This window comes from Egicoccus sp. AB-alg6-2, from assembly GCF_041821025.1.
Taxonomy (GTDB): Bacteria; Actinomycetota; Nitriliruptoria; order Nitriliruptorales; family Nitriliruptoraceae; genus Egicoccus.
Genome location: NZ_JBGUAY010000002.1, coordinates 405666 through 430207 on the forward strand (window position 1 = coordinate 405666; position 24542 = coordinate 430207).

At 71.2% G+C, this 24542-nt stretch carries 22 protein-coding genes; 16 read left to right on the forward strand and 6 right to left on the reverse strand.

The window, feature by feature from the left end; translation table 11 throughout:
- Positions 1 to 77: 77 nt before the first annotated feature.
- Positions 78 to 620, forward strand: a complete 543-nt coding sequence (locus tag ACERMF_RS04470) for a hypothetical protein (protein ID WP_373667820.1) — start codon at positions 78 to 80, stop codon at positions 618 to 620.
- A gap of 362 nt (positions 621 to 982) precedes the next feature.
- Positions 983 to 2503, forward strand: coding sequence for a DUF222 domain-containing protein (locus ACERMF_RS04475; protein WP_373667821.1), 1521 nt, complete (start codon positions 983 to 985; stop codon positions 2501 to 2503).
- A gap of 89 nt (positions 2504 to 2592) precedes the next feature.
- On the opposite strand, the gene ACERMF_RS04480 is transcribed toward ACERMF_RS04475, so the two are convergent.
- On the reverse strand, positions 2593 to 2997 hold the full coding sequence (locus ACERMF_RS04480; protein ID WP_373667822.1) for a hypothetical protein: 405 nt from the start codon (positions 2995 to 2997) through the stop codon (positions 2593 to 2595).
- Positions 2998 to 3275: 278 nt separating this feature from the next.
- Here ACERMF_RS04480 and ACERMF_RS04485 point away from each other — a divergent pair, with 278 nt between their 5' ends.
- The gene (locus ACERMF_RS04485) at positions 3276 to 5096 is read left to right on the forward strand and encodes an ABC transporter ATP-binding protein (RefSeq protein ID WP_373667823.1); all 1821 of its coding nucleotides are present in this window, start codon (positions 3276 to 3278) and stop codon (positions 5094 to 5096) included.
- Positions 5097 to 5113: 17 nt separating this feature from the next.
- Here the strand turns inward: ACERMF_RS04485 and ACERMF_RS04490 are convergent, their stop codons facing one another.
- The 3 genes from ACERMF_RS04490 to ACERMF_RS04500 all read right to left on the reverse strand — a co-directional run bounded on the left by ACERMF_RS04490 (position 5114) and on the right by ACERMF_RS04500 (position 7526).
- Positions 5114 to 5959: an SDR family oxidoreductase gene (locus ACERMF_RS04490; RefSeq protein ID WP_373667824.1), complete on the reverse strand. Its 846-nt coding sequence runs from the start codon at positions 5957 to 5959 to the stop codon at positions 5114 to 5116.
- Positions 5956 to 6771, reverse strand: a complete 816-nt coding sequence (locus ACERMF_RS04495) for a serine hydrolase domain-containing protein (RefSeq protein WP_373667825.1) — start codon at positions 6769 to 6771, stop codon at positions 5956 to 5958. Before ACERMF_RS04495 ends, ACERMF_RS04490 begins: the two co-directional genes overlap by 4 nt.
- Positions 6772 to 6881: 110 nt before the next feature.
- Positions 6882 to 7526: an HAD family hydrolase gene (locus ACERMF_RS04500; RefSeq protein WP_373667826.1), complete on the reverse strand. Its 645-nt coding sequence runs from the start codon at positions 7524 to 7526 to the stop codon at positions 6882 to 6884.
- Positions 7527 to 7717: 191 nt separating this feature from the next.
- On the opposite strand from ACERMF_RS04500, the gene ACERMF_RS04505 reads away from it, so the two are divergent.
- The gene (locus ACERMF_RS04505; RefSeq protein ID WP_373667827.1) at positions 7718 to 8941 is read left to right on the forward strand and encodes an EAL and HDOD domain-containing protein; all 1224 of its coding nucleotides are present in this window, start codon (positions 7718 to 7720) and stop codon (positions 8939 to 8941) included.
- A 3-nt stretch (positions 8942 to 8944) separates the two neighbouring features.
- On the opposite strand, the gene ACERMF_RS04510 is transcribed toward ACERMF_RS04505, so the two are convergent.
- Positions 8945 to 9916: an NAD(P)H-quinone oxidoreductase gene (locus ACERMF_RS04510; protein ID WP_373667828.1), complete on the reverse strand. Its 972-nt coding sequence runs from the start codon at positions 9914 to 9916 to the stop codon at positions 8945 to 8947.
- A 108-nt stretch (positions 9917 to 10024) separates the two neighbouring features.
- Here ACERMF_RS04510 and soxR point away from each other — a divergent pair, with 108 nt between their 5' ends.
- From soxR to ACERMF_RS04525, 3 genes are all read left to right on the forward strand, one after another.
- The gene (gene soxR, locus ACERMF_RS04515; protein WP_373667829.1) at positions 10025 to 10489 is read left to right on the forward strand and encodes a redox-sensitive transcriptional activator SoxR; all 465 of its coding nucleotides are present in this window, start codon (positions 10025 to 10027) and stop codon (positions 10487 to 10489) included.
- 260 nt (positions 10490 to 10749) lie between these two features.
- Positions 10750 to 11538 (forward strand): VIT1/CCC1 transporter family protein, encoded by a 789-nt coding sequence (locus ACERMF_RS04520; RefSeq protein WP_373667830.1) that lies wholly within the window; start codon positions 10750 to 10752, stop codon positions 11536 to 11538.
- Positions 11539 to 11668: 130 nt separating this feature from the next.
- On the forward strand, positions 11669 to 13351 hold the full coding sequence (locus ACERMF_RS04525) for a M14 family metallopeptidase (protein ID WP_373667831.1): 1683 nt from the start codon (positions 11669 to 11671) through the stop codon (positions 13349 to 13351).
- A gap of 10 nt (positions 13352 to 13361) precedes the next feature.
- Here ACERMF_RS04525 and ACERMF_RS04530 read toward each other — a convergent pair whose 3' ends face one another.
- The gene (locus tag ACERMF_RS04530; protein ID WP_373667832.1) at positions 13362 to 14999 is read right to left on the reverse strand and encodes a PucR family transcriptional regulator; all 1638 of its coding nucleotides are present in this window, start codon (positions 14997 to 14999) and stop codon (positions 13362 to 13364) included.
- 152 nt (positions 15000 to 15151) lie between these two features.
- Between ACERMF_RS04530 and ACERMF_RS04535 the strand changes: the two genes are divergently transcribed.
- The 9 genes from ACERMF_RS04535 (at position 15152) to ACERMF_RS04575 (ending at position 24542) form a co-directional block, all read left to right on the forward strand.
- On the forward strand, positions 15152 to 15781 hold the full coding sequence (locus tag ACERMF_RS04535; protein WP_373667833.1) for an FMN-binding negative transcriptional regulator: 630 nt from the start codon (positions 15152 to 15154) through the stop codon (positions 15779 to 15781).
- A complete protein-coding gene (locus ACERMF_RS04540; protein WP_373667834.1) occupies positions 15778 to 17277 on the forward strand; it encodes an amidohydrolase in 1500 nt (499 codons plus the stop codon). The genes ACERMF_RS04535 and ACERMF_RS04540 overlap by 4 nt, the downstream gene beginning before the upstream one ends.
- On the forward strand, positions 17278 to 17973 hold the full coding sequence (locus ACERMF_RS04545) for a phosphate ABC transporter ATP-binding protein (RefSeq protein WP_373667835.1): 696 nt from the start codon (positions 17278 to 17280) through the stop codon (positions 17971 to 17973).
- Complete coding sequence (locus ACERMF_RS04550; protein WP_373667836.1) at positions 17970 to 18710, forward strand: ABC transporter permease; 741 nt, start codon at positions 17970 to 17972, stop codon at positions 18708 to 18710. Before ACERMF_RS04545 ends, ACERMF_RS04550 begins: the two co-directional genes overlap by 4 nt.
- Positions 18711 to 18873: 163 nt before the next feature.
- On the forward strand, positions 18874 to 19968 hold the full coding sequence (locus ACERMF_RS04555) for a FecCD family ABC transporter permease (RefSeq protein WP_373667837.1): 1095 nt from the start codon (positions 18874 to 18876) through the stop codon (positions 19966 to 19968).
- Complete coding sequence (locus ACERMF_RS04560; RefSeq protein ID WP_373667838.1) at positions 19965 to 21032, forward strand: FecCD family ABC transporter permease; 1068 nt, start codon at positions 19965 to 19967, stop codon at positions 21030 to 21032. Before ACERMF_RS04555 ends, ACERMF_RS04560 begins: the two co-directional genes overlap by 4 nt.
- 12 nt (positions 21033 to 21044) lie before the next feature.
- Positions 21045 to 21878: an ABC transporter ATP-binding protein gene (locus tag ACERMF_RS04565; RefSeq protein ID WP_373667839.1), complete on the forward strand. Its 834-nt coding sequence runs from the start codon at positions 21045 to 21047 to the stop codon at positions 21876 to 21878.
- 85 nt (positions 21879 to 21963) lie between these two features.
- Entirely contained in the window at positions 21964 to 23064 is a 1101-nt protein-coding gene (locus ACERMF_RS04570; RefSeq protein WP_373667840.1) for an ABC transporter substrate-binding protein, read from the forward strand.
- Between the two features lie 62 nt (positions 23065 to 23126).
- Positions 23127 to 24542: a M14 family zinc carboxypeptidase gene (locus tag ACERMF_RS04575; protein WP_373667841.1), complete on the forward strand. Its 1416-nt coding sequence runs from the start codon at positions 23127 to 23129 to the stop codon at positions 24540 to 24542.

Here is a 24542-nt window from a genome sequence, read left to right on the forward strand (position 1 = left end):
CTCTCGGTCGCCTGGATGCTGCAGGCAGGCACACTCGCGCAGTCCTCGAGCCGGTCGGGACTTCGACTGGAGATGACGTGGGAACAGAGACCGCAGAGCGCGACGAAACCGGCATCACGCCGTGGCGGCGCTGGCGTCGTGTGCTGTTTCTGGTCCTGGGCGCATTGGTGGGTCTGGCGCTCGTGGTGGTTGTCGCGTTCCTGCTCTTCGAAGACCAGCTGGTCATGGCGGTCGGCGGAGCTTCGGGGGCGCCGGTCCGGCCCGAACCCGAGTTGCAGACGGCGATCGAAGCGGCGTTCGAGGAGGCCGAGGGAGACGACGTGGTCGTCCTCACCGACGTGATCCGCTTCGACTGGGACATCGTGGGGGTGTTCGGCCCGTACACCCCGCACGAGAAGGTCGTCGAGCAGATGGGCGTTCGCGTACCACGGGGTGTGACCAACAACACCGCGTTGGAGAGCTCCTGCCTGCTGGTGTTCCGCGGTGGCGACCGCATGGTCGCCTGGACCACCGTGGGCCGGAACGCCGCCGAGGGCTTCGGTGACGAGGTAACGGGCGTGCATTCCTCGGACGAGGCGAGGTTCGAGGCCGACTCCTTCATGCCGGTGACGAGCAACTGACGCCGTCATCGGCCGGTCCGACGGCGCGAACACCGCCTCGAGTGCGGGGCGGTGACGCGTGTCCGCGTCCGCGGCCGGGTCAGAACTTTCGTCGGCCGCGGTGGTGTCGTGTCGTCGCGCACGCAGAGGCACGGGGCGTCGGGTCCGTATGTCCACCCACACCCGCCGCCGAACTCAACTGAACTGTGTGCGAGCGTTGTGCGGAGCGGTGGGTCGGGAGGCGCATGTTCCACAGGTGGCTGCACCGTCGTCCTTGACGGGACCGCATCCAAACGTACGTTCGAGCCATGAACTCCTCGATCGCCCCGACCTTCTCCCGCCGCCACCGTGGCGGCCCTGGGACCCGTCGGCACGTCACGGCCATGTCCTGGCGCGAGCGCCGAACTTCCGGCCTGCTGGAAGGCGCTGAAGCTTTTGCGGTGCTGGCCGCGGACGAGCGGGCCGGCTATACCCCGGCCGTCGCCACTCCCGAGGCCGTCGTGCCGGCGCCGTCGGGGCCGGATCCTGAGCCGGTGGGGGATCTTCGGGGTGCGGTTGCGCAGGCGCGGGCGGCGCTGTTGCGGGTGCACCGCATGGCCTGTGCGGAGCAGGTGTCGTGGGGTGGGGAGCTGGCGGCACTGAGCGAGCTGGTGGACACGTTGGATCGTGGTCATGCGGCGGCGCTTGCGTTGGTGGATCGGATCGAGTCGCAGGGCCTGGCGGAGCGGCGGGCGGGGTTGCCGTTGGCGTCGGTGTTGGCGATGGGGACCAACGCGCCGTTCGGGGAGCGCCGGTTTCTGCAGACCGCGCGTGAGACGTTGCGGCATCTGCCGGCGGTGCGGGCGGCGTTCGATGCGGGGGTGTTGGGGTGGGGTCAGGTCCGCGCGATCGTGTCCGAGGCCAGGCCGTTGACGGTGGAGTTGCGGGCGCAGCTCGACGCCGGTTTCGCCGATCGGGACGAACTTCGCCGGTTGCAGCCCGACGAGATCGTGGACCGGACCGCGGACGTGGGGTCTGGTCTGCGTGAGGATCTGGCGCGGCGGCGGACGGTGGCCCGCCAGCAGCGCCGCTACCTGCACGTGCAGTCCTCGTTCGAGGGTGGGGTGCGTGGCAACTTCGACCTGCCCGCCGAGGACGGCGCGTTGCTGCTCGAGGCGTTACAGGCCGCCGCGGCCGCCCCGACCGGCGACCGTGACCTCACCGTCGACGCCACCGACCCCACCATCCCCGCCCTGACCGTCCCCGCCCCACCTGCCGGCCCCGCCCCGACCGTCTCCGCCGCCGCTGATGCGGGTGCGGTGGAGGGCGGGTTCGACCGGCCGCGGGCGCGGCAGTTCGCGGATGCGTTGGTGCGGTTGGCCGAGACGTTTCTGGCGGGTGGGCGTGCCGATGGTCGGGTGGTGCGGGCACGGCCCACGATGCTGGTGGTGACCGACATCGCCGCGCTGGTCGGCGACTCGGTCGCGGCCCGTCGGACGCGGCTGTTGTGGCGGCTGCCCGGTGCTCCGCCCGCGCTCACCAGCGACGCGGTGCAGCGGATCTCGTGTGATGCGGACCTGCAGTTCCTGCTGGTCGACGGTCATCAGGTGCTGGGGATCAGTGCACCGACCTCCCAGATCCCGGCGCGGGTGCGGCGTGCGGTTGCGGCCCGTGATCAGGGCTGCCGGTTTCCGGGCTGCCGGGCCCCGGTGGGCTGGACCGATCTGCACCACGTGATCGGGCGTGAGCGGGGCGGGCCGACCACCGTGGACAACCTGGTCGCACTCTGCCGCCGCCACCACATGGCGGTCACCGAGGGACGCTGGCGTCTGACCATGACCGACGACGCGACCGTGACCGTCCGACGCGGACGCCACACCTCCACCTCCGACCCGCCCCTACGCCGCCATCCCATCGACGGCTGACCGTCGCACCCTGCGGATCGTTCGCCGCCGGACCCGCCGGGGGGCGTCTCCGGCAGACCCTCACCCGGTGATTCATGCCTGCTCGGGCGTCAGCCCAGCGAGTCCTCGAGGTCGCGGACAGCGCGGTTGGCGAGCTCGAGCTGATGATCGTCAGGACGGTCGCCGAGCGCGGTCAGCGAGGCGACTGCCCGCTGGGTGCTGCCGGGCTCGAGGGTGAACCCCGAACGGTCGATCCGGTCGATGCCGGCAACGGGGCGGGTGGCCGGCTCACCGCCGTCCACCCCGAGCATGCCCAGAATGCGTCCGAGGCGCGCCTCGAGCTCACGCCAGCCGGCGTCCCCCTCGCCGGCGTCGGACTGGCCGGCGTCGGACTGGCCGTCGTCCGGCAGACGCGACGCGGCCAATACCCGCGACTGGTGCAGCACCTGCACGAGCTGGAAGTCCTGGGTGCCGCTGCCACTGGCCTGCGGCAGGGACTTGTCGTCGTCGGCCATGGTGCACTCCCTGGTCGCGTCTACGTCGGTCGCGTCTACGTCGGTCGCGTCTACGTCGGTCGCGTCTACGTCGGTCGCGTCTACGTCGGTCGCGTCCGCGGCAATCGCGCCCGGGTCGGCCGCGCGGTCGCTTCCGCATGTGCCATCCACCGTCGCCGACCGCGCGGCAGGGTGCAATCGGCTGGCCCCGCCGGTCGGGCGGGTCCGCGGGCGGTCCTAAGCTGCCGCTCCGCTCGCGCGCCGCATCGCGCTCCCGACTCGCCGCCCCGGTTCCGCCCGTGCCTGCCTCCCCATTCCCCTCCGCGCCCTCCGGACGGCCTGCCGCCAACCAGCTGGTGCGCCTGTGGCGCTATGCCCGGCACCGCCGGCGGCGGGCGGTCGTCGCCACGATCGCCTCCGTGCTCAACACCCTGTTCGACATCGCGCCGCCGTACCTGATCAGCATGGCCGTCGACGTGGTGGCCGCCGGTGAGGACTCGCTCATCGGCCGCTGGTTCGACCTGCCGTCGCAACGCGACCAGCTCGTGGTCGTGGCGATCCTCACGGTCGTGGTCTGGGTGCTCGAGTCCGCGACCGACTACTGGGCCGACGTCGAGTGGCGGAACCTGGCGCAGACCATCGAGCACGAACTGCGCATCGACGCCTACGAACACGTCCAGGGCCTGGACCTGGCCGCCTTCGAGGACCGCAGCACCGGCGGGCTCATGGCGATCCTCAGCGACGACGTCAACCAGCTCGAGCGCTTCCTCGACCACGGCCTGCTCCTGCTGATCCACATCGCCGTGTCGGTGCTGGTCATCGGTGGCACCTACATCGCCTACGCCCCCGGGATCGGCGTGCTGGCCGTTCTGCCGGTGCCGTTGATCGTGTGGGGCTCGGTCCGCTTCCAGCGCACGCTCGCGCCGCGGTACGCCCACATCCGCTCGCGCGTCGGCATCCTCACCGGCTCGCTCGGGAACGCGTTGGGAGGCATCGCCACGATCAAGGCGTTCGGGGCCGAGCGGCGCGAGCTCGCCCGGATCGAACGCGAGTCGGAGGACTACCGCCAGGCCAACCGGCGCGCGATCTGGCTGTCCGCCGCCTTCGTGCCGCTGATCCGCATGCCGATCCTGGCCGGCTTCACCGCGATCCTGCTGCTCGGGGGGCTGCGGACACTCGACGGCACCATGGAGGTCGGCGTCTACACGCTGATGGTGTTCATGGTCCAGCGGCTGCTGTGGCCCCTGACCCGGCTGGGGGAGGTGCTCGACCAGTACCAGCGCGCGATGGCGTCGACCCGGCGGGTGCTCGACCTGCTCGACGAACCGCACCACATCGTCGGCGGCACGAAGGCGCTGCCCCGACCGCGGGGCGACGTCGACTTCGACGGTGTCCGGTTCGCCTACGCGACCGGCGAGGAGGTGCTGCACGGCATCGACCTGCGCGTGCCGGCGGGCGAGACCCACGCGATCGTCGGCGCCACGGGCGCGGGCAAGTCGACGGTCGTCAAGCTGCTGCTGCGCCTGTACGACGTCACCGACGGTGCGGTCCGCCTCGACGGGCACGACCTGCGGGAGCTGCGCCTCGACGACCTGCGCGCCGCAATCGGCTTCGTGAGCCAGGACGTGTTCCTGTTCCACGGCACCGTGCGCGAGAACCTCGTGTACGGCCGTCCCGATGCGACCGAGGACCAGATCCGTGCCGCCGCCGAGGCGGCCGAGGCCGCCGACTTCATCGACGCGATGCCGCAGGGCTACGACACCGTCGTCGGCGAACGGGGGCAGAAGCTGTCCGGCGGCCAGCGGCAGCGGCTTTCGATCGCCCGGGCGATCCTGCGCGACCCGCCGGTGCTCGTCCTCGACGAGGCGACCTCGGCGGTCGACAACGAGACCGAGGCCGCCATCCAGCGCTCGCTCGCCCGGGTGTCGCGCGACCGCACGACCATCGTCATCGCCCACCGGCTGTCCACCATCCGGCACGCCGACCGCATCCACGTGCTGCACCAGGGCGAGGTCGTCGAGGCAGGCACCCACGACGAACTCGTGGCCGCCGACGGCCGCTACGCCGCCCTGTGGAAGGTCCAGACCGGGGAGCTCGCACCCGACAGCAGCCCGTACTGAGGCGAATCGCGCGGGTGTCAGGGGTGGCGGACACCCTCGCCACGCAGGACGGCGGCGTAGCCCTCGCGGTAGGTCGGGTAGGCGAACGCGAAGCCCGTCGCCAGCAGCCGGTCGTTGCGGCAGCGCTTGTCACCACCACGCGACCGCTGGTGGGCGCCCTCCGGCGGGGGCGGTACGCCGAGCTGGTCGGCGAGCCAACGCACGACCTCGCCACGGTCCACCGGTGCCTCGTCGACGCCGAGGTAGACCTCCGCCGGGTCGGCGACCCGTGTCAGCAGATGCACGATCGCCTCGGCGGCGTCGTCGCGGTGGATGCGGTTGGTGTGCACCGGCGGTTGCGGGGCCACGGCCTCGCCCGCCCGCACCTGGTCGAGCAGGCGCGTGCGACCCGGCCCGTAGATGCCGGCCAGCCGGAACACGGTCCCGGGCAACGGTGCCTCGAACAGCAATTGCTCGGCCTCCACCAGGACGCGTCCGGTGTCGCTGTTCGGCCGGGTCGGGGTCGTCTCGTCGACCCAGCTGCCGTCGTCGACGCCGTAGACGGCGGTGCTGGAGACGAACAGCACGCGCTGCGGCGAGGCGCCGGCGCGCTGCAGACCGTCCAGGACGCCGGCGAGACCGTCGTGGTAGACCCGCCGGTAGGCGGACACCGAGCGCTGGCCCGGCGCCGCGGCGAAGACGACCGCGTCGACGTCGTGGGGCAGCGGAGGCAGCGCATCGCCGAGGTCGCCCGCCAGGCGTTCGAAGCCGCTCGGCAGCCGCTCTGCTCGCCGCCGCAGTCCCACCACGTCGTGCCCGTCGCGGAGCAGGCGCAACCCGGTCTCGGTCCCGAGGTCGCCGCATCCGGCGATGAGCACCTTCATCGCCCGTAGGCGTCCACGACCGCGTCCAGCAACGGCGGCCACGCCTGCCGGCTCCAGTCGCCGAAGGGGCGGTCGGCGAGCGAGGCGACGGCCACGTGCGCCTGTGGATCCACGACGATGAACGACCCGCTCTGGCCGAAGTGCCCGAACGACGCCGGCGAGAGGCGCTCGCCGGTCCAGTGGGGCTCCTTGCCGTCCTTGATCTCGAAGCCGAGCCCCCAGTCGTTGGGCTGCTGTCGGCCGTGTCCGGGCAGCACGCCGCCGAGGCCGGGAAACGCGACCGTGGTCGCCTGGCGGACCAGGTCGGGGTCCAGCAGGGTCGGGGCCAGCAGCTCGCGACCGAAACGCAGCAGGTCGCTGACCGTGCCGAGCGCGTCCTTGGCGGGGGAGCCGTCCAGCACCGTGTCGTGCATGCCGAGCGGCGCGAACACCTCGTGCTCGACGTGCTGGGCGAAGGGGGCGTCGACCCGCTCGGCGACGAGCTCACCGAGCACCTCGAAGCCGGTGTTGGAGTACACGCGACGGGCGCCCGGCTCACCGGTCAACGGACCGCCCTCGAAGTTGAGGCCGGACGCGTGCGCCAGCAGGTGCCGCACGGTCGCGCCGGGAGGGCCGGCGGGCTCGTCGAGGTGCAACGCCCCGTCCTGCACCGCGATCAGCACCGCGTAGGCCGCGAGTGGCTTGGTGACCGACGCCATCGGCAGGACCTCGTCGACGGCCCCACGGGCCTCGAGCGTGGTGTCGGCATCGGTCACGCCGGCTGCCGCGGTGTCGACCGGCCAGTCGTCGAGGGGGGCCAGGACAGCAACCAAGGAAGCGACTCCGGGACAGGGGTGGGTGGCGTCGGATGACGGGCGGCCGGGTGGTGGCCAGCGACTGTAGTGACCCCCGAGGAGGCGGTGACCCCCGAGGAGACGTCGCCCTACAGCTGGCCCACCAGGTCACGGGGGGCGTCGACGACCCGTTTGGCACCGGCGGCACGCAGGTCGTCGTCCCCGAAGCCGCCGCAGCGGACCGCGATGGCGTCGATCCCGGCCCGGCCTGCGGCGAGGGCGTCCCACGGCGCGTCACCGATCATGATCGCCTGGGCCGGGTCGATGCCGGCCTCGGTGCACGAGGCGAGCAGGAGGTCGGGCGCCGGCTTGGACGATTCGACCCCGTCGGCGTCGGTGAAGGGCAGGTCCTCGCGACCGAGCACGGCCAGCAGCGCCTTGCGCTCGTCGGTGCCCGCCGAGGTCGAGATGATGAACGGCACGCCGCGCTGCTCGAGGTCGTCGAGCAGGTCCAGGGCGCCGTCCGTGCGCCGCAACGTGTCGACGCGGTCGAGGAACCGGCGCTTGTGGTCGTCGGCGAGGTCGTCGGCGTCGTCGACGTGCCGGCCGAGCAACCACGGCACGATCCGGTCGCTGCCCATGCCGATGCCGGCGTGGATCCGCCACTGCGGCACGTCGTAGCCGGCCGCGGCGAACGCCTCGTGCCAGGCGACGACGTGCTGGTAGACCGAGTCGACGAGCGTGCCGTCGAGATCGAGGAGGACGCCGGCGGTGGGGTGTGGGGAGGAAGTCATGACCAGAGCATGACCCACCTCCGCAAGTGGCGCGCGCCACGGGCTCGGCCGCACGTCCGAGGCGCGCCAGGACGCAAGTTTCCCGGCCTCCTGCCGATAGTCGTCGTGGGAGCCACGCCACGCGGACCGGCGTCGCCCCGTCGGTCCGGGCCACGTCGTCGGCTGTGACCACCACCCCGAGGAGCCAGAGCATGCACGACCTGCTGGGCGAGGTCCTGATCACCAGGCAACCGATCCTGACGCCCCAGCTGGAGGTCGTCGGCTACGAGCTGCTCTACCGCGAGGCCGAGTCCGAGGACGGCCCCGCCTCCCATGCCCCCGAGGACGTGCGGGCGGCGGCGCGGGTACTGGTCGACGGTGTGCTGGCGATGGGGCTCAACGAACTGACCGGAGGCGAGGACGCCTGGGTCGCCGTCCCGGTGGAGCTGCTGCTCGAGGACGCCCTGCTCGACGTCCCGCCGACGGGCCTGCTGCTGGAGGTGAGCGGCGGCGCGGAGCGGGTCGACGAGCTGCGCGCAGCCCTGACCCGACACCGGACCGCCGGCTTCCGACTCGTGCTGGCGGACGTGCACGCCGACGACCCGCGGCGCGAGCTGGCGCACCTGGTCGACGTCGTGAAGCTGACGCCGGCCGACGGGTGGCAGGCGGTCGTCCCGCTGGTGCGTGAACTCGCGGCTTCCGGACACCGCGTCGCCGTCGCCGGCGTCGAGGACCCCGACGGGTTCGAGGCGTTGACCGCGGCCGGCGCCAGCCTGATCCAGGGATTCTTCTTCACCCGTCCGCGCGCCGTGCGTGGCGTGCGGCCGCTCGGACTCGCTCCCGGCCACCTCGCGCTGCTGCGCGCACTGGCCGCCGACGAGGTCGACCTCGCCGAGGTGGAGCGCCTGATCCGCACGGACCTGACCCTGTCGGACCGGTTCCTGCGCCTGGTCCACGCCGCATGCGGCTGGCGCGAGGTCGAGTCCATCCACCACGGCCTGGTGCTGCTGGGTGTCCGGGCCGTCCAGCGCTGGGTCGGCCTGCTGCTGTTGTCCGCGACCAGTCGTGAAGCGCCACGCGAACTGGTGGCGGTCGCCAGCGCCCGCGCCCGCGGATGCGAGCTGCTCGAGGAGCTCCGTGGCGGGAACCGTCGCCTCGAGGCCTTCACCCTCGGCATGTTCTCGGTCCTGGGGCCTGACGGCCTGCTCGACCGTGACACGCTTGCCGCGCTCCCCATCGACGGTGACGTCCGGCAGGCACTCGAGCAGGGCGACGGCCCGCTGCGCGAGCTGCTCGAGCTGCAGTTGGCGAGCGAGAAGGCCGAGTGGGAGCGGCTCGTCCACAGCGGCCGACGGTTGGGGCTCGCTCCACGACAGCTGGCACGTGCCCACGCCGACGCGCTGACCTGGTCGACCACGGTGAAGGCGGCGACCTGACCGTCAGAACTCGAGCAGGATCTTGCCGGCCTTGCCAGCCGACTCGAGGTGGTCGAAGGCGTCCCGTACCGCTTCCGCCGGGTAGGCCGTGTCGACGATCGGGTGCACGGCACCGCTGACGAGCAGCGGCAGGACCTCGCGCTCGAACGCGGCCACGGCCGCCGCCTTCTCCGGGATCGACCGCGCACGCAACACCGTGCCGATCAGCCGGGCACGCCGTCCCATCAGCGCGAGCAGCGGCACCTCGACCCGGGAGCCCGCGCCGACCCCGACGACCACGATCCGCCCGCCGGTCGCCAGCACCTCGAGGTCGCCGGGGAAGTGCGGCGCGCCGACGAGTTCGAGCACAACGTCCACGCCGGCGCCGTCGGTCAACGTCCGCGTCTGCGCGACGAAGTCGGCATCGTCGACCGGTTCCGCGCCGAGCGAGGTGACGAGGTCACGGCCCGCCGTCGACCGCGAGACGCCGAGGGGACGCGCGCCGCAGGCGGCCACGATCTGCAGTGCGGCGGTACCGACGCCGCCGGTGGCGCCGTGCACGAGGACCCGTTCACCCGGCGTCATGGCGGCCTGGGTGCGCAGCGCGTCGTGGGCGGTGATGAACGCCTCGGGGACCGCGGCCGCCTCGCGGGCGTCCAGACGCTCGGGGACGGCCGCCAGGTTCGTCTCGTCGACGACCACCCGGCTGGCGAGCCCGCCGCCGGCCACCAGCCCGAAGACGCGGTCCCCGGTCTGCCAACGGCGCGCCCGGTCGCCCAGCATGACCACCTCGCCGGCGACCTCCAGTCCCGGCACGTCGTCGGGTGCGCCCGGCGGAGCGGGGTAGTGGCCGCGCCGCTGCAGCACGTCCGCGGGATTCACGCCGGCGTAGCGGACCGCGACCGCCACCTCGGTGCCCTTCGGCACAGGACCGGGCCGCTCACGGACGTGGACGACCTCGTTGCCGCCGGCTCCCTCGAACACCACTGCGCGCACCGGCCACCTCGTCGTCTCGTCGCGGTCTGCGGGACCGGGCAGCGTAGGAGCCGTTCGTCGCGAGCTGACCTGAAGTAAGGTCGAGGTCGCGCGGAACGAGGTGGAGCGATGACGGACGAACTGGCGGTCGGGACCGTTGCGCAGCGGTCGGGCGTGGCGGTGTCGACACTGCACTTCTACGAACGCAAGGGCCTGATCGCCTCGCACCGGACGGCCGCCGGGCACCGGCGCTACCCGCGGCACGTCCTGCGCCGGCTGGCGTTCATCCGGGTCGCGCAACGCGTCGGGCTCACGCTCGAGGAGATCCGCGCCGCGCTGGACACGCTGCCCGAAGACCAGGGTCCGACCCAGCGTGACTGGCAGCGGTTGTCCGCGGGCTGGCGACCGATGCTCGACGAGCGCATCCGACTGCTGCGCGCCCTTCGCGACCAACTCGAGGGCTGCATCGGATGCGGCTGCCTCTCGCTCGAGACCTGCGGCCTGCGCAACCCGGGCGACGTCGTCGGTGAGCGTGGCCCCGGCCCGCACCACCTGTTGGATGCCGCCGGAGCGAACCGAGACGCCGACATTTGATCGGACCATCGGAAATTAGATGCGTTCCGTTATGCGGTCGACGATGACGTCCGCACGCGCCGAACTGGCAAATTCTATGGCCGCATCGGCCGTCAACGGCGTTCAAGGGTCATCCGTTACGAAATGAGGGAAGCCGAACCTGGCTTGAACGCCCTCTAAGTATCGGTTACACCATGGAGACGGACGGACGAATCGAAGGAAGATTCGCCTAACCTCACCCGGTGGCCTCGTGGGTCCGTCATCCAACGCAGGAGACCCAGATGCCCCTTCCGGTCGAGGAACCGAGCAGCGCCCGCGAGTACCCGCTCGACGAAATCGGTCGGCACATCGACCAGGAGCGGCGCAGTGTCTCGCTGCTCGGCGAGATTCGCGAGATCGTCTTCGGAGCGCAGGACGGCCTGGTGTCCACGCTCGCTGTCGTCGCCGCGGTCGCTGGCGCGACCAGCGACAATCTCGCGGTGCTGATCGCCGGACTCGCGTCCGCGATGGCGGGCGTGTTCTCCATGGCGGTGGGCGAGTACATGGGCTCCAAGAGCCAGGACGAGATCTTCGACTGGCACATCGCCGACGAGCGGGCCGAGGTCGAGGGCAGACCGCTCGAGGCCCAGGCCGAAGTCGCCTACCTGTTCATGGAGGAAGGCATGGTCGAGGACGACGCCTGGGAGGCGGCCGCCATCATCGGCCGTCATCCCGAGTCGTTGCTCGCCACCATGGTCGCCAAGGAACTCGGACTGCAGTACTCCTCCGGCGAGGACACCGCTGGGAGTCCGCTGCGCGGCGCCCTGTTCATGGGCGCATCGTTCGCGGGTGGCGCCCTCTTCCCACTTCTGCCGTTCCTGTTCACCGAGGGGATGCCGGCCCTGGTGGGCGCGACCGCCCTCACCGGTCTGGTGCTGTTCGTGATCGGTGCCGTGAAGGCGCGTTGGACCAACCGCTCATGGCTGGTCTCGGGCCTGGAGATCCTTTCGCTGGCCGCATTCGCCGGCGTGGCCGGTTACCTCTTCGGAAGCGTGCTTCCCGCCCTGCTCGGGTTCTCCGGCATCGTCTGAACCAGGCGTTGCGTGTCGCCGACAATCGACGACGGCCGGTCCTGTCGCCTGGCACCACGACGACGCGGGAGCGGCGGGGCAGACTGGCGGACCGGCCGGTCACGTCGGCCGGTCCCGCCAGGAGCGTTGCGTGGCACTGCATCCAATCGCCTACGACCACCACCTCGACCACGCGGAAGTGACCGATCTTCTGCGGGCGTGGGCAGACGCCTGCCCGGAACTGGTCGAGCTCTCGTGCGCCGGACGGTCCCACGAGGGCCGCGAACTGTGGTTGCTGACGCTCACGAACCGAACCACGGGACCAGCGTCCTCGAAGCCGGCGTTGCTCGTCGACGCCAACGTCCACGCCAACGAGTTGACGGCGGCGTTCGCTGCGTTGCACCTGGTGCACCGTCTCCTGGACGGGCACGGCGACGACCCACGCGTCACCAGACTGCTCGACACGCGCGCGCTGTACGTCTTGCCCCGCATCAATCCCGACGGGGTCGAAGAGGTCCTACGCAGCGGCCGGTACGTGCGGTCCAGCGTGCGGCGGTATCCCGACGTGGAGCCGGGGCCGGGCCTCCACCGCGGCGACGTCGACGGTGACGGGCGGGCGCTCTTCATGCGCTATCCGGACCCGGACGGTCCCTGGCAGCCGCACCCCGACGAGCCGCGACTGCTGGTCCCGCGTGGGCCCGCCGACGTCGACGGACCGTTCTACCGGCTGTTGCTGGAGGGGGAGATCGTCGATTTCGACGGCGTCAGCGTCCCCGTGGCCCCGCCCGCCGAAGGGCTCGATCTTCCCACCAACCTGCCGGCTGACTGGGGCGCGGCGCCGAGACACCCGACCGGAGCCGGCCCCTTCCCGGGATCCGAGCCCGAGATGCAGACCCTGCTGCGTGTCGCGACGGAGCGTCCCAACATCGTCGGCTACGTCTCGTGTCACACCTTCGGTGGCCTTCACCTGCACCCGCCGCTCAACGACGACGACGGGATGCCCGCGTTCGACGGCATGGTGTTCGCCGACCTCGGGCGCATGGCTGCTGCGCGGACCGGCTACCGCAACATGTCGATGCACGATCTCAAGTACGAGGACGGGCAGCGCTTTCGGGGTGGCCCCTTCGGCTGGTTCTACGCCAACCTCGGGATCTACGCCTGGATCACCGAGTTCTGGAACCCGCAGGCAGCAGCAGGGATCACCGACATCCATCCCTCCCGGTGGTTGCTCGAACATCCCCATGAGCACGACCTGCAGTTGCTGCACTGGAGCGACCAGGAACTGGATGGCCGCGGATTCGTCGACTGGTACCCGTTCGAGCATCCCCAGCTCGGCATGGTGGAACTCGGCGGCTGGGACCTGATGAACGCCTGGTACAACCCGCCGTTCGATCGCATCGAGCGGGAGGTCGCCCCGCATACGGAGTGGGTCATCGACCACCTGCTCGCCTCAGCCCTGCTCGAGATCCGCTCGTGGACGAGTGAGGAGATCGGGGACGGCACCCACCGCCTGCGCCTGGTCGTCGTCAACAGCGGCTGGCTGCCGACCTACGGGTCACGGCGTGCCGTGGACCGAGGGGTCGGGGGCCGCATCGAACTCGAGCTGACCCTGCCGGTGACGGCGCGACTCCTCGGCGGTGAGCGCCACACCGACGGCGGTCAACTCGAGGGCCACGTCACGGCGCGCAGCTCGACGACGTGGTGGGGGCACGACGAGGGCACGCCCAACCTGGCCGTGCACGAATGGGTGGTGGCGGCCCCGCATGGCACGCGCGTCGGTGTCCGCGCGTGCCACCCCCGCGCCGGTACCGCCGTGGCCGAGCTCAACCTCTGACGCCACGCCGTCAGAGGCCGGGAAGCCGGCTCTGCTGGGCCAGCAGCCGCAGTTGCAACCACACCACCAGTCGCGCGTCGTGACCGTCCAGATCGAGCCCGAACAGCTCGTTGAGGCGTCGGAGGCGATAGCGCAGCGTGTTCTCGTGGATGTTGAGCCGGGCGGCGGCGGGGGCGACCTCACCGAAGTGGTCGAGGTACCCGAGCAGGGTCACGGCGTAGTCGCTGTTGTGGCGCTCATCGTGGGCGAGCATGCGACGCAGGGGCGACAACAACGACTCGTCACCTGCGGCACCGCGTTCGGCCAGCTCCAGCAATGCCAGGGGCACCTGCACGTCGTCGACGGTTGCGACGACCTGATGGTCCACCTGAGCCATCGCCCGAAGGATCCGGTCGGTGGTCTGCCGGGCCGCACTGACGGTGTCCAGCGTGCCGATGGGTCCGACGGCGACGTGGATGCCGAGTTGAGCGGAGCGGTCCACCGTCGTGGCGACCTCGCGTCCGAAGCGGACCAGACGATCCAGGGCACCGTCCGAAGGAGCCGGCACGAGCGCGTAGATCACCCCGTGCGCCACCGCGCAGACGGCGTCGGGATGCCACGCCTCGCAGTGCATGGTCACGAGGTCGACGATGCGTGCACTGGCAACGCCGCGACTGGCGCTGGCGCCCGTCTGGGCGATCGCGAGCACGGCGATCGGCGTGTCCAAGCCGATGTTGAGTTGGGCGGCGGACACATCGGTCGGCAACGAGGCGTCGAGCAGGGCACGGAGCGCCTCGCCGCGGTTGCGACGGTCGGGGTCGCGGTTGCGGCGAGCCCGAAGCAGGTGCAGCGCCGTGACCGTCGCGGCCTCCTCGAGCTTCTGGGCCGCATCGACCGGCAGCGGCGGCGTTCCGTCGATGACGAAGACGACACCGAGCTGCTGATGGCCGGCGCGCACGGCGATGGCGAGGCGATCGGTGTGCCCGGGCCCCAGTTCCGTGAACCGCACCGGGCCGGTCGCGAGGGCGATCTTGCGGTACTCGTCTTGGTTGCCCGGCCGTTCCGGCGTCCGCAGCCCGAGGATGGCGAGCTTGCGGATCTCGTCGATCTCGTGGTGGGGGAGGTTGGAGTACGCCAGCACCTGCCCGCGCGGGTCCTCGATCGTGACCGCGCCGCCGACGCTCGACGCGATCACGTTGGCGAGGGCGAACAGGTCGCCGATGCCGACCGATGCATAGGTGTCGCTCGCCGGCGACGAGGCACCGGTCGCGGCCGTGATGAGCGCGTCGAGGTGACGCCAGGGCAGCTCGTCGGGTGCCAGCAACAGGGCGACGCCGGCGGCGGAAGCGGCCTCGGCCAGTCCACTCGTGGCCGGCGTTCCATGGGCCTTGATGACGACGCCGGCGTAGCCCGCGGCCGCCGCGGCCTGCACCACCTGGACGGCCTCGGGCGTGGACGCCCTGCTGCCGATGGCGAGCAGGATGCCGCCAGGGGTGGGTGCGAGCGCCTCCTCGCGGTCGTGCAGCACGGGATCGCTGACCGTGGTTCCGAGCGCGACCTCCGGCGTGGCCAGGTGGTGGAGCACATGCGGGCCCAGGGTGCCGAGCAGGTCGGCGAGCGAGGGGCTCGGCGGCGCAGGAGAAACCCCTTCGATGCTGGGCGCTTCCACCGGTTCACCACCATTCACGCGTTCCGGTCGAGCCTACCGAGCGGATGTCAGGCTCCGGCGATGCCACGAACTGTTGCCGGGGACAAGCCGGCCACGCACCTTTGCGTGGGCCCGCCAACGCCGGCGCTCCGGCTGGTGCGTACGGTCGTCGCATGCTGGAACAACCCCTGTACGAAGTCCGCGATCTCGCGCAGCTGCGCGAGATCGTCCGAGGCAACGCCTGGGCGATGCTCGTCACCGGTGCCGGCTCGAGCGGACCCGTCGTCTCGCACCTGCCGGTCCTGCTCGAGGAGGGCCGGGACGATCTGTCCGTGGTCAGTCACGTGGCCAGGGACGACGCAGCGCTGCACGAGCTCGGTCAACATGACGTCGCGCTGGTGTTCCAGGGCCCGAACGGCTACGTGTCGCCGTCGTTCTACGAGGCGGCCCCGTACGTGCCGACGTGGAACTTCGTGGTGCTGCACCTGCACGGGCGACCGGAGTTGCTGGATGCCGAAGCGACCTATGACGTGCTGGACGCGACCGTCGAACACTTCGAATCCCAGCGCGCGGAGCCGTGGCGGCTGGACCGGGTCACGGAGTACGCCCGTCGCATCGCCGTCCACACCGTCGGCTTCCGGATGACACCGCACCGCGTCGTCGGCAAGGCGAAGCTGAGCCAGGACAAGGAACCGGCCATCGTCGACCGCGTCATCGCGGCGCTGGACGAGGATCCGCATCACGCCAATCCCGTGTTGGCCGACGTCATGCGCCGGGCACACCGGGTGGGCCCGGGCGCATGAGCCTGCACGCCGCCGCTCCGGCCGTGGTGACCCCGACCGTGCTGGTCATCGACCGCGTGAAGTTGCCCGGGACGGCCGAGCCGATCCAGGTCGTGGTCCGCGACGGTGTCGTGGCCCATGTCGGACCTGCCGCTGTCGTGGAGGGCGCCACCGAGCGGGTGGACGCGGAGGGCCGCACCGTCCTGCCCGGCCTCCAGGACGCCCACGTGCACGCCACCCAGTGGGCCGCCACGCGGCAGCGCCTGGACTTGTCGACCGCGACCTCGGCACGTGCCGTCGCGGACATCGTGGCGGATGCCGCGCGCCGCGCCCCGTCGTCGCCGGCTGAGCTGCTGGTCGGCAGCGGCTTCCGTGACGGGCTGTGGAACGACCGGCCCCACAAGTCGCTCCTCGACGCCGTGGCACCCGGGCGCGCCGTGGTGCTGCAGAGCGCCGATCTGCACACGGCGTGGCTGAGTTCGGCGGCGCTCCGGCTGGTCGGACACGGCAACCACGAGAGCGGCGTGCTGTACGAGGACGAGTGCTACCGGGTCGTCGCGGCGCTGCCCGAGGCGAGTGTCGAACAGGTCGACGACTGGGTTCTCGAGGCCATGGCGGCGGCCGCCACGCGTGGCGTCACGGGCATCCTCGACTTCGAGATCGGGGACTGCCTTCCGGACTGGCAACGGCGCGCCGCACGCGAGCCGCTGTCCGTGCGGGTCGCCTGCACCGTCTACCGCGCCCACCTGCCCGCAGCCATCGCCCGAGGATGGCGCACCGGCGACGTCGTTCCCGGCAGCGACGGTTGTCTCACGATGGGGCCACTGAAGCTGTTCGTGGACGGCTCGCTCAACAGCCGGACGGCGTTGTGCCACGACCCCTACCCGGGGGATGGGGGACGTGGGCGGCTCGAAACCTCCCCCGACGAGCTGGTCATGCTCCTGCGGCAGGCCGCGGAACACGGGCTGACCACCGCGGTGCACGCCATCGGCGACCGGGCCACCGCCATCGCCCTGGACGCGTTCGAACAGACGGGACTGCCCGGCCGGATCGAGCATGCCCAGCTGGTGGCCTCCGACGATCTGACCCGCTTCGCGCGGCCCGGTCTGGTCGTCGGTGTCCAGCCGGCCCATGCGCCGGACGACCGCGACGTCGCTGACCATCACTGGTCCGGGCGCACGTCCCGGGCGTTCCCGTACGCCGACCTGCTGCGCGCAGGTGCGACGCTCGAGATCGGATCCGACGCGCCCGTCGCTCCGCTGGACCCCTGGGACGGCATCGCCGCCGCCGTGTTGCGCACCGACGACGCGCGTCCCCCCTGGCACCCCGAGCAGTGCATCGACGTGCGCTCGGCCTTGCGGGCCGCGTCCGGTGGCCGCGACACTGTCGCCGTCGGTGACACGGCCGACCTCGTGCTCGTCGACACCGATCCCCTGCAGGTCGAGCCCGACGGGCTTCGCGATCCGGGGGTGGCGGCCACGCTGCTCGGCGGACGATGGACCCATCGGACCCTGTAGATGAACACTCCGGCAGTGCCGGCACTGGCGGCCCGCGGCATCGAGTGGGGGCAGGCCGACGTCCCGATCCTTCGGGGCGTCGACCTCGACTGTCCCGCGCGGACACTGACGGCCCTCGTCGGCCCCAGCGGCGCCGGCAAGTCGACCCTGCTGCGCTGCCTCAACCGCCTCGAGGAACCGCATGCCGGGCAGGTACTGCTCGACGGCGACGACATCCGCTCGCTCGATCCGAGGATGTTGCGACGACGCGTCGGCATGGTGTTCCAGAACCCGGTGCTGTTCCCCGGCACGATCCGAGACAACCTCGCCTTCGCCGATCCATCGGCCGCCGAGTCGACCTTGTTGCGTTGCCTCGATGCGGCGCATCTCGGCGCATCCATGCTGAATCGACCGATCACCGGTCTCTCGGGCGGCGAGGCGCAGCGAGTCACGATCGCGCGGGCGCTCGTGCTGCGGCCACAGGTCCTGCTCCTGGACGAGCCGACGGCGTCACTCGACCGCGACGCCACCGCCCGCGTCGAGCGGCTGGTTCGCGAGCTGGTCGACGACCTCGGGGTGACCTGTGTGCTGGTGTCGCACGATCTCGAGCAGACCCTTCGCGTCGCCGACACCAGTGTCCTGCTGGTCGCCGGTCAGGTGGTGCGTCGCGGGCCACCCGACGAGGTCAGCGCCGGCTGGACGGAGGACGTGGGATGATCGCGGTCGCGGTGGGCCTGGTTCTGGTCGCGGTTGCCATCGCCATCTCCGCGCGGTGGCGACTCGGCATCAGCCGCGAACTCGCCGTCGCCGCCGTTCGGGCCCTGTTGCAGCTCCTGGCCGTGGCACTGGTCATCCAGGCGATCTTCGAACACCTCGGCGCCGCGAGCGTGTTCGTGCTCGGAATGCTCGGGATCGCGGCGTGGACCGCGTCGCGACGCATGTCGTCGGTGCCACGAGCGTTGGCGGTCAGTCTGGCGTCGATCGGTGCTGCCGCGGGCGTCACCCTCACGGTGCTGTTCGCCGTCGGTGCCTTCCCGCTGACCCCGCGGTACGTGATCCCGACCGCCGGCATCATCATCGGCGGCGCCATGAGCTGCGTGTCGCTGGTCGGTATCCGGCTCGCCGACGACCTCGCGGACAAGCGTGGCGACATCGAGGCTCGTCTGGCGCTGGGGGTCTCGGTCGCCGAGGCCGTCCGCCCGTGGGCGCGACGCTCGGTCGTGACCTCGCTCGTGCCGGCGCTCGACCAGACCAAGAACGTCGGCCTGGTGTCGTTGCCGGGTGCGTTCGTCGGCATGCTGCTCGGCGGCGCCTCGCCGATGGAGGCGGCCCAGGTGCAACTGACCGTCCTGCTCGCGCTGCTCGGCACCGAGGCCCTCGCTGCCGTGATCGCCGCGGCCTACATCACCGGCCTGGTGACCCTTCCGGGGGAGCGGCTCCGGCGGCTCGCGTGAAGCTCGGTGGTCCGCGTCGACACGGCGTTTAGCGGGTGCGACAACACGACCCTGGCAACCTTGGAACGCTCCCCATACCCCTGCGGTTCACTGGCCCGCAAGCTGGAATCACCGGGTGGACCAGGGAATGCACGGCGACGAACGAACCGGATCGGAGGCGGATGTGGCGGCACCGACCACGGCCGAACAACCGCCCACGAAATCCGATGCGGCCGGTCGCACCGACGGCGTTGCGCAGCTCAAGCGTGGCTTGGTCGGACCCGCGTCGCTGCGGCTTCTGGGCCTGGTCCTCGCGCTGGTGGTGTTGCTCGTGGTCGCGCTCGCGTCGCTGGCCATCGGTTCCAAGCCGCTGGGCATCTCACTGGTGCTGGAGTCGATCACCGCCTTCGACGCGTCCAGCAATGACCACCAGATCGTGCGCGGGTTGCGGTTGTCCCGGACCCTGAACGGCATGCTCGTCGGCACCGCCCTCGGTCTGTCCGGTGCGATCATGCAGGGCGTCGCCCGCAACCCCCTCGCCGACCCGGGCATCCTCGGGATCAACGCAGGCGCCGCGACCGCCGTCGTCTTCGGCATCGCCTTCTTCGGAACACAGACGCTGCTCGGCTACATCTGGTTCGGTTTCGCAGGCGCCGCGATCGCGGCCGTCGTGGTCTTCACCCTCGGCTCGCTCGGTCGCGACGGAGCGTCCCCCGTCAAGCTCGTCCTGGCGGGCGTCGCGGTCACCTATCTGCTGATGTCGACGACGCGGGCGGTGACCCTGCTCGACGTGACCGCCTTCGACGCCCTGCGGTTCTGGGTGGTCGGTTCGTTGCAGGGACGCGGCCTGGAGGTCACGACCCAGGCGGCGCCGTTCGTCCTGGTCGGGACGCTGGCCGCGCTGCTGTCCGGGCGGCTCCTCAACGCCCTCGCGCTGGGGGACGACGTGGCGAAGTCACTCGGCATGCGCGTCGGCGTGGCCCGGGCGTTCGCGGTGGCCACGCTCGTCGTACTCGCGGGGGCCGCGACCGCCATCGCGGGTCCGATCGTCTTCGTCGGCCTGACCGTGCCGCACATCGCGCGTGCCATCACCGGGCCCGACTACCGCTGGGTGCTGCCCTACTGCGCCGTACTGGCCCCGATGCTGGTCCTGACGGCCGACATCCTCGGTCGCGTGATGGCACGGCCGGGCGAGCTGCAGGTCGGCGTCGTCGCTGCCCTCCTGGGCGCCCCGTTCTTCATCCTCCTCGCCCGCCGTCGACGACTGGCGACGCTGTGAGCGCGACCTCCCTACCGCGCAGTCCGACCTCCGGAACGGATCCGGTCGCACGCATCGTCGCTGCGCGCGCAGCGACCCGGCGGCGGCTGCTGGCGGTGACCATGGCGCTTGCCATCGCGGTCGTCCTGGCCTTTTGGACCGGGCTGGCGCTCGGCGACGTCGTTGCTTCGAATGCCGATGTCTGGGCGGCCCTGTTCGGGTCAGGTGAGGGCGGGGTCGTCAACGTGGTGCGCAACATCCGCCTGCCGCGGGCCGTCGCCGCCATCGTGGTCGGCGCCGGCCTCGGGCTCTCCGGCGCGATCTTTCAGAGCCTGACCCGGAATCCGCTCGCAAGCCCCGACATCCTGGGCGTCACTGCCGGTGCGAGCACGGCAGCCGTTTTCGCCATCGTGTGGCTGTCGGCTCCCGGCACCCGGGTCGCGATCTGGGCGGTCCTGGGCGCTCTGGTCGCGGTGCTTGCCATCTACGGACTCGCGTGGCGCAACGGCCTCTCGATCTACCGCCTGGTACTCGTTGGTGTCGGCATCGGCGCCGTCTGCCAGGCGCTGACCGAATATCTGATCACGACGGCGGCCACGACCACGGCGGTCTCGGCGACGACCTGGCTCACCGGCAGCCTGAACTCGATCAGCTGGCTGCGTGTCGGTCCTGCCGTCCCGGTGCTGGTGCTCCTGCTGCTCGCCCTCCGACGTCTTGCGGCGGCGCTCGGCGCGATCGAACTCGGCGACGAAACCGCGCGTGGACTCGGCGTCAAGCTCGAGCCGGCGAAGTTGCTGCTGGTCCTGATCGCCGTCGCCCTGGCCGGCGTGGCCGTCTCGGTGGCCGGACCGGTCGTGTTCGTGGCCTTCGTCGCTCCACCGATCGCACGCCGCCTCACGCACGGTGGCGTGGCGCTGATCCCCTGCGCCCTGGTCGGTGTGTTGCTGGTCCAGGCCGCGGACCTCGTGGGTCACCACGCCCTCGCGCGCGCGGAGCTCCCGGTCGGGGTCATCACCGGGATCATCGGTGCGCCCTATCTGCTCTACCTGCTCGCGCGGGCGAATCAGCTCGGTCAGACCGGGTGATGAGGAGAAGCGATGTCTGAAGCATCCCGGCTCGTCGCCGACCACCTGCGGCTCGGCTACGAGGGGCATGTCGTCGCCGACGACCTGTCGCTGTCCATCCCGCACGGGAAGATCACGGCCATCGTGGGCGCGAACGCCTGCGGGAAGTCGACCCTCCTGCGTTCGCTGGCGCGTCTGCTCAAGCCCCAGTCGGGCACGGTGCTGTTGGACGGGGAGAGCATCCAGAAGGTGCCGACACGCGACGTGGCGGCCAAGCTCGGCATTCTGCCCCAGTCGCCCTTGGCCCCCGGCGGCATCACGGTGGCGGACCTGGTCGCCCGCGGCCGCTACCCGCACCAGCGTTGGTTCCGCCAGCGCAGTGACGAGGACGACGCGGCGATCGCCGCGGCGATGGCGGCGACCAACACCGTCGATCTCGCCGACCGTCTCGTCGAGGAGCTCTCCGGCGGCCAGCGGCAACGGGTCTGGATCGCGATGGCCCTGGCGCAGGGAACCGGCATCCTGCTGCTGGACGAGCCGACCACCTATCTCGACATCGCGCACCAGATCGAGGTTCTCGACGTCCTGGTGGATCTCAACCGGCGCGACGGGACCACGATCGTGATGGTGCTCCACGAGCTCAACCAGGCCTCGCGGTACGCCGACCACCTCGTGGCCATGAGCGGAGGCAAGGTCCTGGCCGAGGGGCTGCCTTCGGACGTGCTCACCGGAGACCTCGTGGAGACGGTCTTCGGGTTGCGCTGCCGAATCATCCCGGATCCGGTCAGCGGGTCACCCATGGTGGTTCCGGTCGGCCGCCACGCCGTCCTGGACTCGCCGGCCGCGCAGGCGAGCGGCCAGCTCTGACAACCGGGGCGTCGCCGACGGCGGCACCCCTCCAGCCACCCGTCGCAGCCGCGACAGGTCCCTGCACGTGGAAGGCCGAACGCACATGAAGTGGTCCCGTAGATCCGCAGGCCGTGTGGTACCCGCCCTCGCGCTCGCGTTGCTGCTGTCGGCGTGTTCGTCGAGTCCTCCGGACGCCGATTCGGCGGCCGACGAAGGCCAGGACGTCGGCTCCGACGCCGAGGAGGACGTCGAGGAGCCAGAGGACGCCGCTGAGGACGACGATGCCCAGGAGGACGCGGCCGGGACCGACGGTTGGTCGTTCACCGACGACCGCGGTGTGACCGTCACGCTCGACGAGGCGCCTACCAGCATCGCCGCCTATGCCGAAGCCGGCGGTGCCTTGATCCGCTACGGCATCACCCCGGTGGGCATGTTCGGAGCCTCGCCGATCGAGAGTGACCCGCTCTTCGAGGGCTACGACATCACCTCGGTCGAGTCCTTCGGCGCCACCTACGGCGAGGTCGAGATCGAGAAGATGATCGCCGCCGACGTCGATCTGATCGTCTCGACGATCTTCGCCGACCCGGCCTCGGACCTCTCGCAGGCCGTCGTGCGGGGCTTCAACGACCTCGAGCAGCAGGCGCAGTTCGAAGACGTCGCGCCGATCGTGGGGATCAACGCCGCCACCGACGCCCGGACGGCGCTCGAGCGCATGGCGGACCTGGCGGAGGCGCTCGGTGCCGACCTCGAGAGCGAGGAGTTCACCACCGATCGCGCCGAGTTCGACGAGGCCAGCGAGGAACTGGAGGCGGCGGCGGCCGAGGAGTCGTTGACCGTCATGGCGATCTCGGTGTTCGGCGAGCAGATCTACGTGGCCCAGCCGTCCGACTACGCCGACCTGAGCTACTACCAGGAACTGGGCGTGGACGTGCTCGAGCCCGACACCGACGACGCCTTCTGGGAAGCGCTCAGCTACGAGCAGGCGGACAAGTACCACGCCGACGTGATCATCTACGACGACCGTCCCTTCGCCAGCCCGATCGACGAACTGCTGGCGGTGCCGACCTTCGGAGGGCTCCCGGCGGTCGAGGCCGAGCAGCTCGGACCGTGGCGTGGTCCTGCGACCCCCTTGCACTTCGGGGCCTACGCCGAGAACCTGCGCATGCACGCGGAGTTGTTCTCCGCCGCGCAACCGCTGTCGTAGGACCAACGGACCGGCGGCCGCCCTCCGCGAGGGGCGGCCGCCGCGCTCGGCCAGGAGAACCCGTGTCGTCACCGCCCGCCCCGTCGTCCATGGCGTCGCTACGTGCGGAGCTCCTCGCCGAGTTCGAGCTCGTCGCCGACCACACCGCGTTCGCGACGGTCGACGAACTGCACGCACGGATGCGCGATCTGACCGACCGACACCCCGACGTCGCCAGCATCGCGAGGGTGGGCACCTCGCGATTGGGCGAGAAGCTGTGGTGCCTGACGATCGGCGCGGCGGACGCGGAGGTCTCAACGCCGGCGGCCTTGGTGTTCGCGATGCCGCACCCCAACGAACCGATCGGGGCGTTGACCGCCCTGCAACTTGCGCAGCGCTTGTGTGAGGACGCCCGTCTCCGGCGGTCGACGGGACTCGTCTGGCACATCGTCGCCTGTATCGATCCGGACGGCACGCGACTCAACGAGGGGTGGTTCGCCGGTCCCTTCACCCGGACGCACTACGGGCGGAACTTCTACCGACCGGCCGGTCCGGAGCAGGTCGAGTGGAACTTCCCGTTCGCCTACAAGGACGCGTTCGTCGACCGGGTCATGCCGGAGACGCTCGCCCTGATGCGGCTGATCGACGACACCCGCCCACTGCTGATGTGCTCGCTGCACAACAGCGAACTCGGCGGCGCGTACTACTACGTCTCCTGGGACGAACCGGAGCTCTTCGCGCAGCTGCAGGCCATTCCGCAACACCTTGGGATCCCGCTGGAGACCGGGGAACCCGAGGCCTCCTGGTCGGTTCCCTACGCGGACGGGATCTATCCGGTCCTGCGCCGCGAGGACACCTATGACCACGCCGAACGTCTGGGCCTGGACCCGGCCGCCGATCCGAGCGGTGCCACCTCGACCTCGTACGCCGACCGCCATGGCACGTACACGCTGGTGTGCGAGTTGCCGTACTGGGCGGACGACCGCAGCGCCGTGGGTGATCAGCCGCTCGGCACCAGCTACGCCGCAGCATTGCGCCGGCAGGCGGCCGACATGCGCGAGTTGATCGGCGTCCTGTCCAACACGTTGGAGACCGTCGAGGACGACCTGAGCGTGGAGTCGCCGTTCATCCGCGCCACGCGCTTCTTCGCGGCCTTCCTGCCGGGCATCCCGGCCGATGCCGAGCAGCGGGCCGCCGAGGCAGCCAGCGAGCGATCGGCGACCGCCGCCGAACAACGCTCACTGCGCGACGTCGTGCACAGCTGCCGCGTCCGGTACGCCGGCATGCTGCTCCGGGCGCTCGAGGGGGAACTGGCCATCGGCAACCACGCGCCGGCCATCCGCGCCGCCGTCGCCAGCCTGGCGCCCCGCCACGCCGACTGGTGCGAACTCGCCGAGGCGGCGACCGCCGAGCGGCCGATCCCGATCCGCGATCTCGTCGCCAGCCAGCTGGGTGCCATCCTGGCGACGGCCTGGCACCTCACCGCCGCACGGCCGTGA

What these genes read in the sequence shown, in the direction of transcription:
- ACERMF_RS04570 (WP_373667840.1), top strand. Translation starts at nt 21,964, where the DNA reads ATGAAGTGGTCCCGTAGATCCGCAGGCCGTGTGGTACCCGCCCTCGCG.
- ACERMF_RS04535 (WP_373667833.1), top strand. Translation starts at nt 15,152, where the DNA reads ATGCTGGAACAACCCCTGTACGAAGTCCGCGATCTCGCGCAGCTGCGC.
- soxR (WP_373667829.1), top strand. Translation starts at nt 10,025, where the DNA reads ATGACGGACGAACTGGCGGTCGGGACCGTTGCGCAGCGGTCGGGCGTG.
- ACERMF_RS04520 (WP_373667830.1), top strand. Translation starts at nt 10,750, where the DNA reads ATGCCCCTTCCGGTCGAGGAACCGAGCAGCGCCCGCGAGTACCCGCTC.
- ACERMF_RS04480 (WP_373667822.1), bottom strand. Translation starts at nt 2,997, where the DNA reads ATGGCCGACGACGACAAGTCCCTGCCGCAGGCCAGTGGCAGCGGCACC.
- ACERMF_RS04540 (WP_373667834.1), top strand. Translation starts at nt 15,778, where the DNA reads ATGAGCCTGCACGCCGCCGCTCCGGCCGTGGTGACCCCGACCGTGCTG.
- ACERMF_RS04505 (WP_373667827.1), top strand. Translation starts at nt 7,718, where the DNA reads ATGCACGACCTGCTGGGCGAGGTCCTGATCACCAGGCAACCGATCCTG.
- ACERMF_RS04500 (WP_373667826.1), bottom strand. Translation starts at nt 7,526, where the DNA reads ATGACTTCCTCCCCACACCCCACCGCCGGCGTCCTCCTCGATCTCGAC.
- ACERMF_RS04490 (WP_373667824.1), bottom strand. Translation starts at nt 5,959, where the DNA reads ATGAAGGTGCTCATCGCCGGATGCGGCGACCTCGGGACCGAGACCGGG.
- ACERMF_RS04565 (WP_373667839.1), top strand. Translation starts at nt 21,045, where the DNA reads ATGTCTGAAGCATCCCGGCTCGTCGCCGACCACCTGCGGCTCGGCTAC.
- ACERMF_RS04545 (WP_373667835.1), top strand. Translation starts at nt 17,278, where the DNA reads ATGAACACTCCGGCAGTGCCGGCACTGGCGGCCCGCGGCATCGAGTGG.
- ACERMF_RS04550 (WP_373667836.1), top strand. Translation starts at nt 17,970, where the DNA reads ATGATCGCGGTCGCGGTGGGCCTGGTTCTGGTCGCGGTTGCCATCGCC.
- ACERMF_RS04475 (WP_373667821.1), top strand. Translation starts at nt 983, where the DNA reads ATGTCCTGGCGCGAGCGCCGAACTTCCGGCCTGCTGGAAGGCGCTGAA.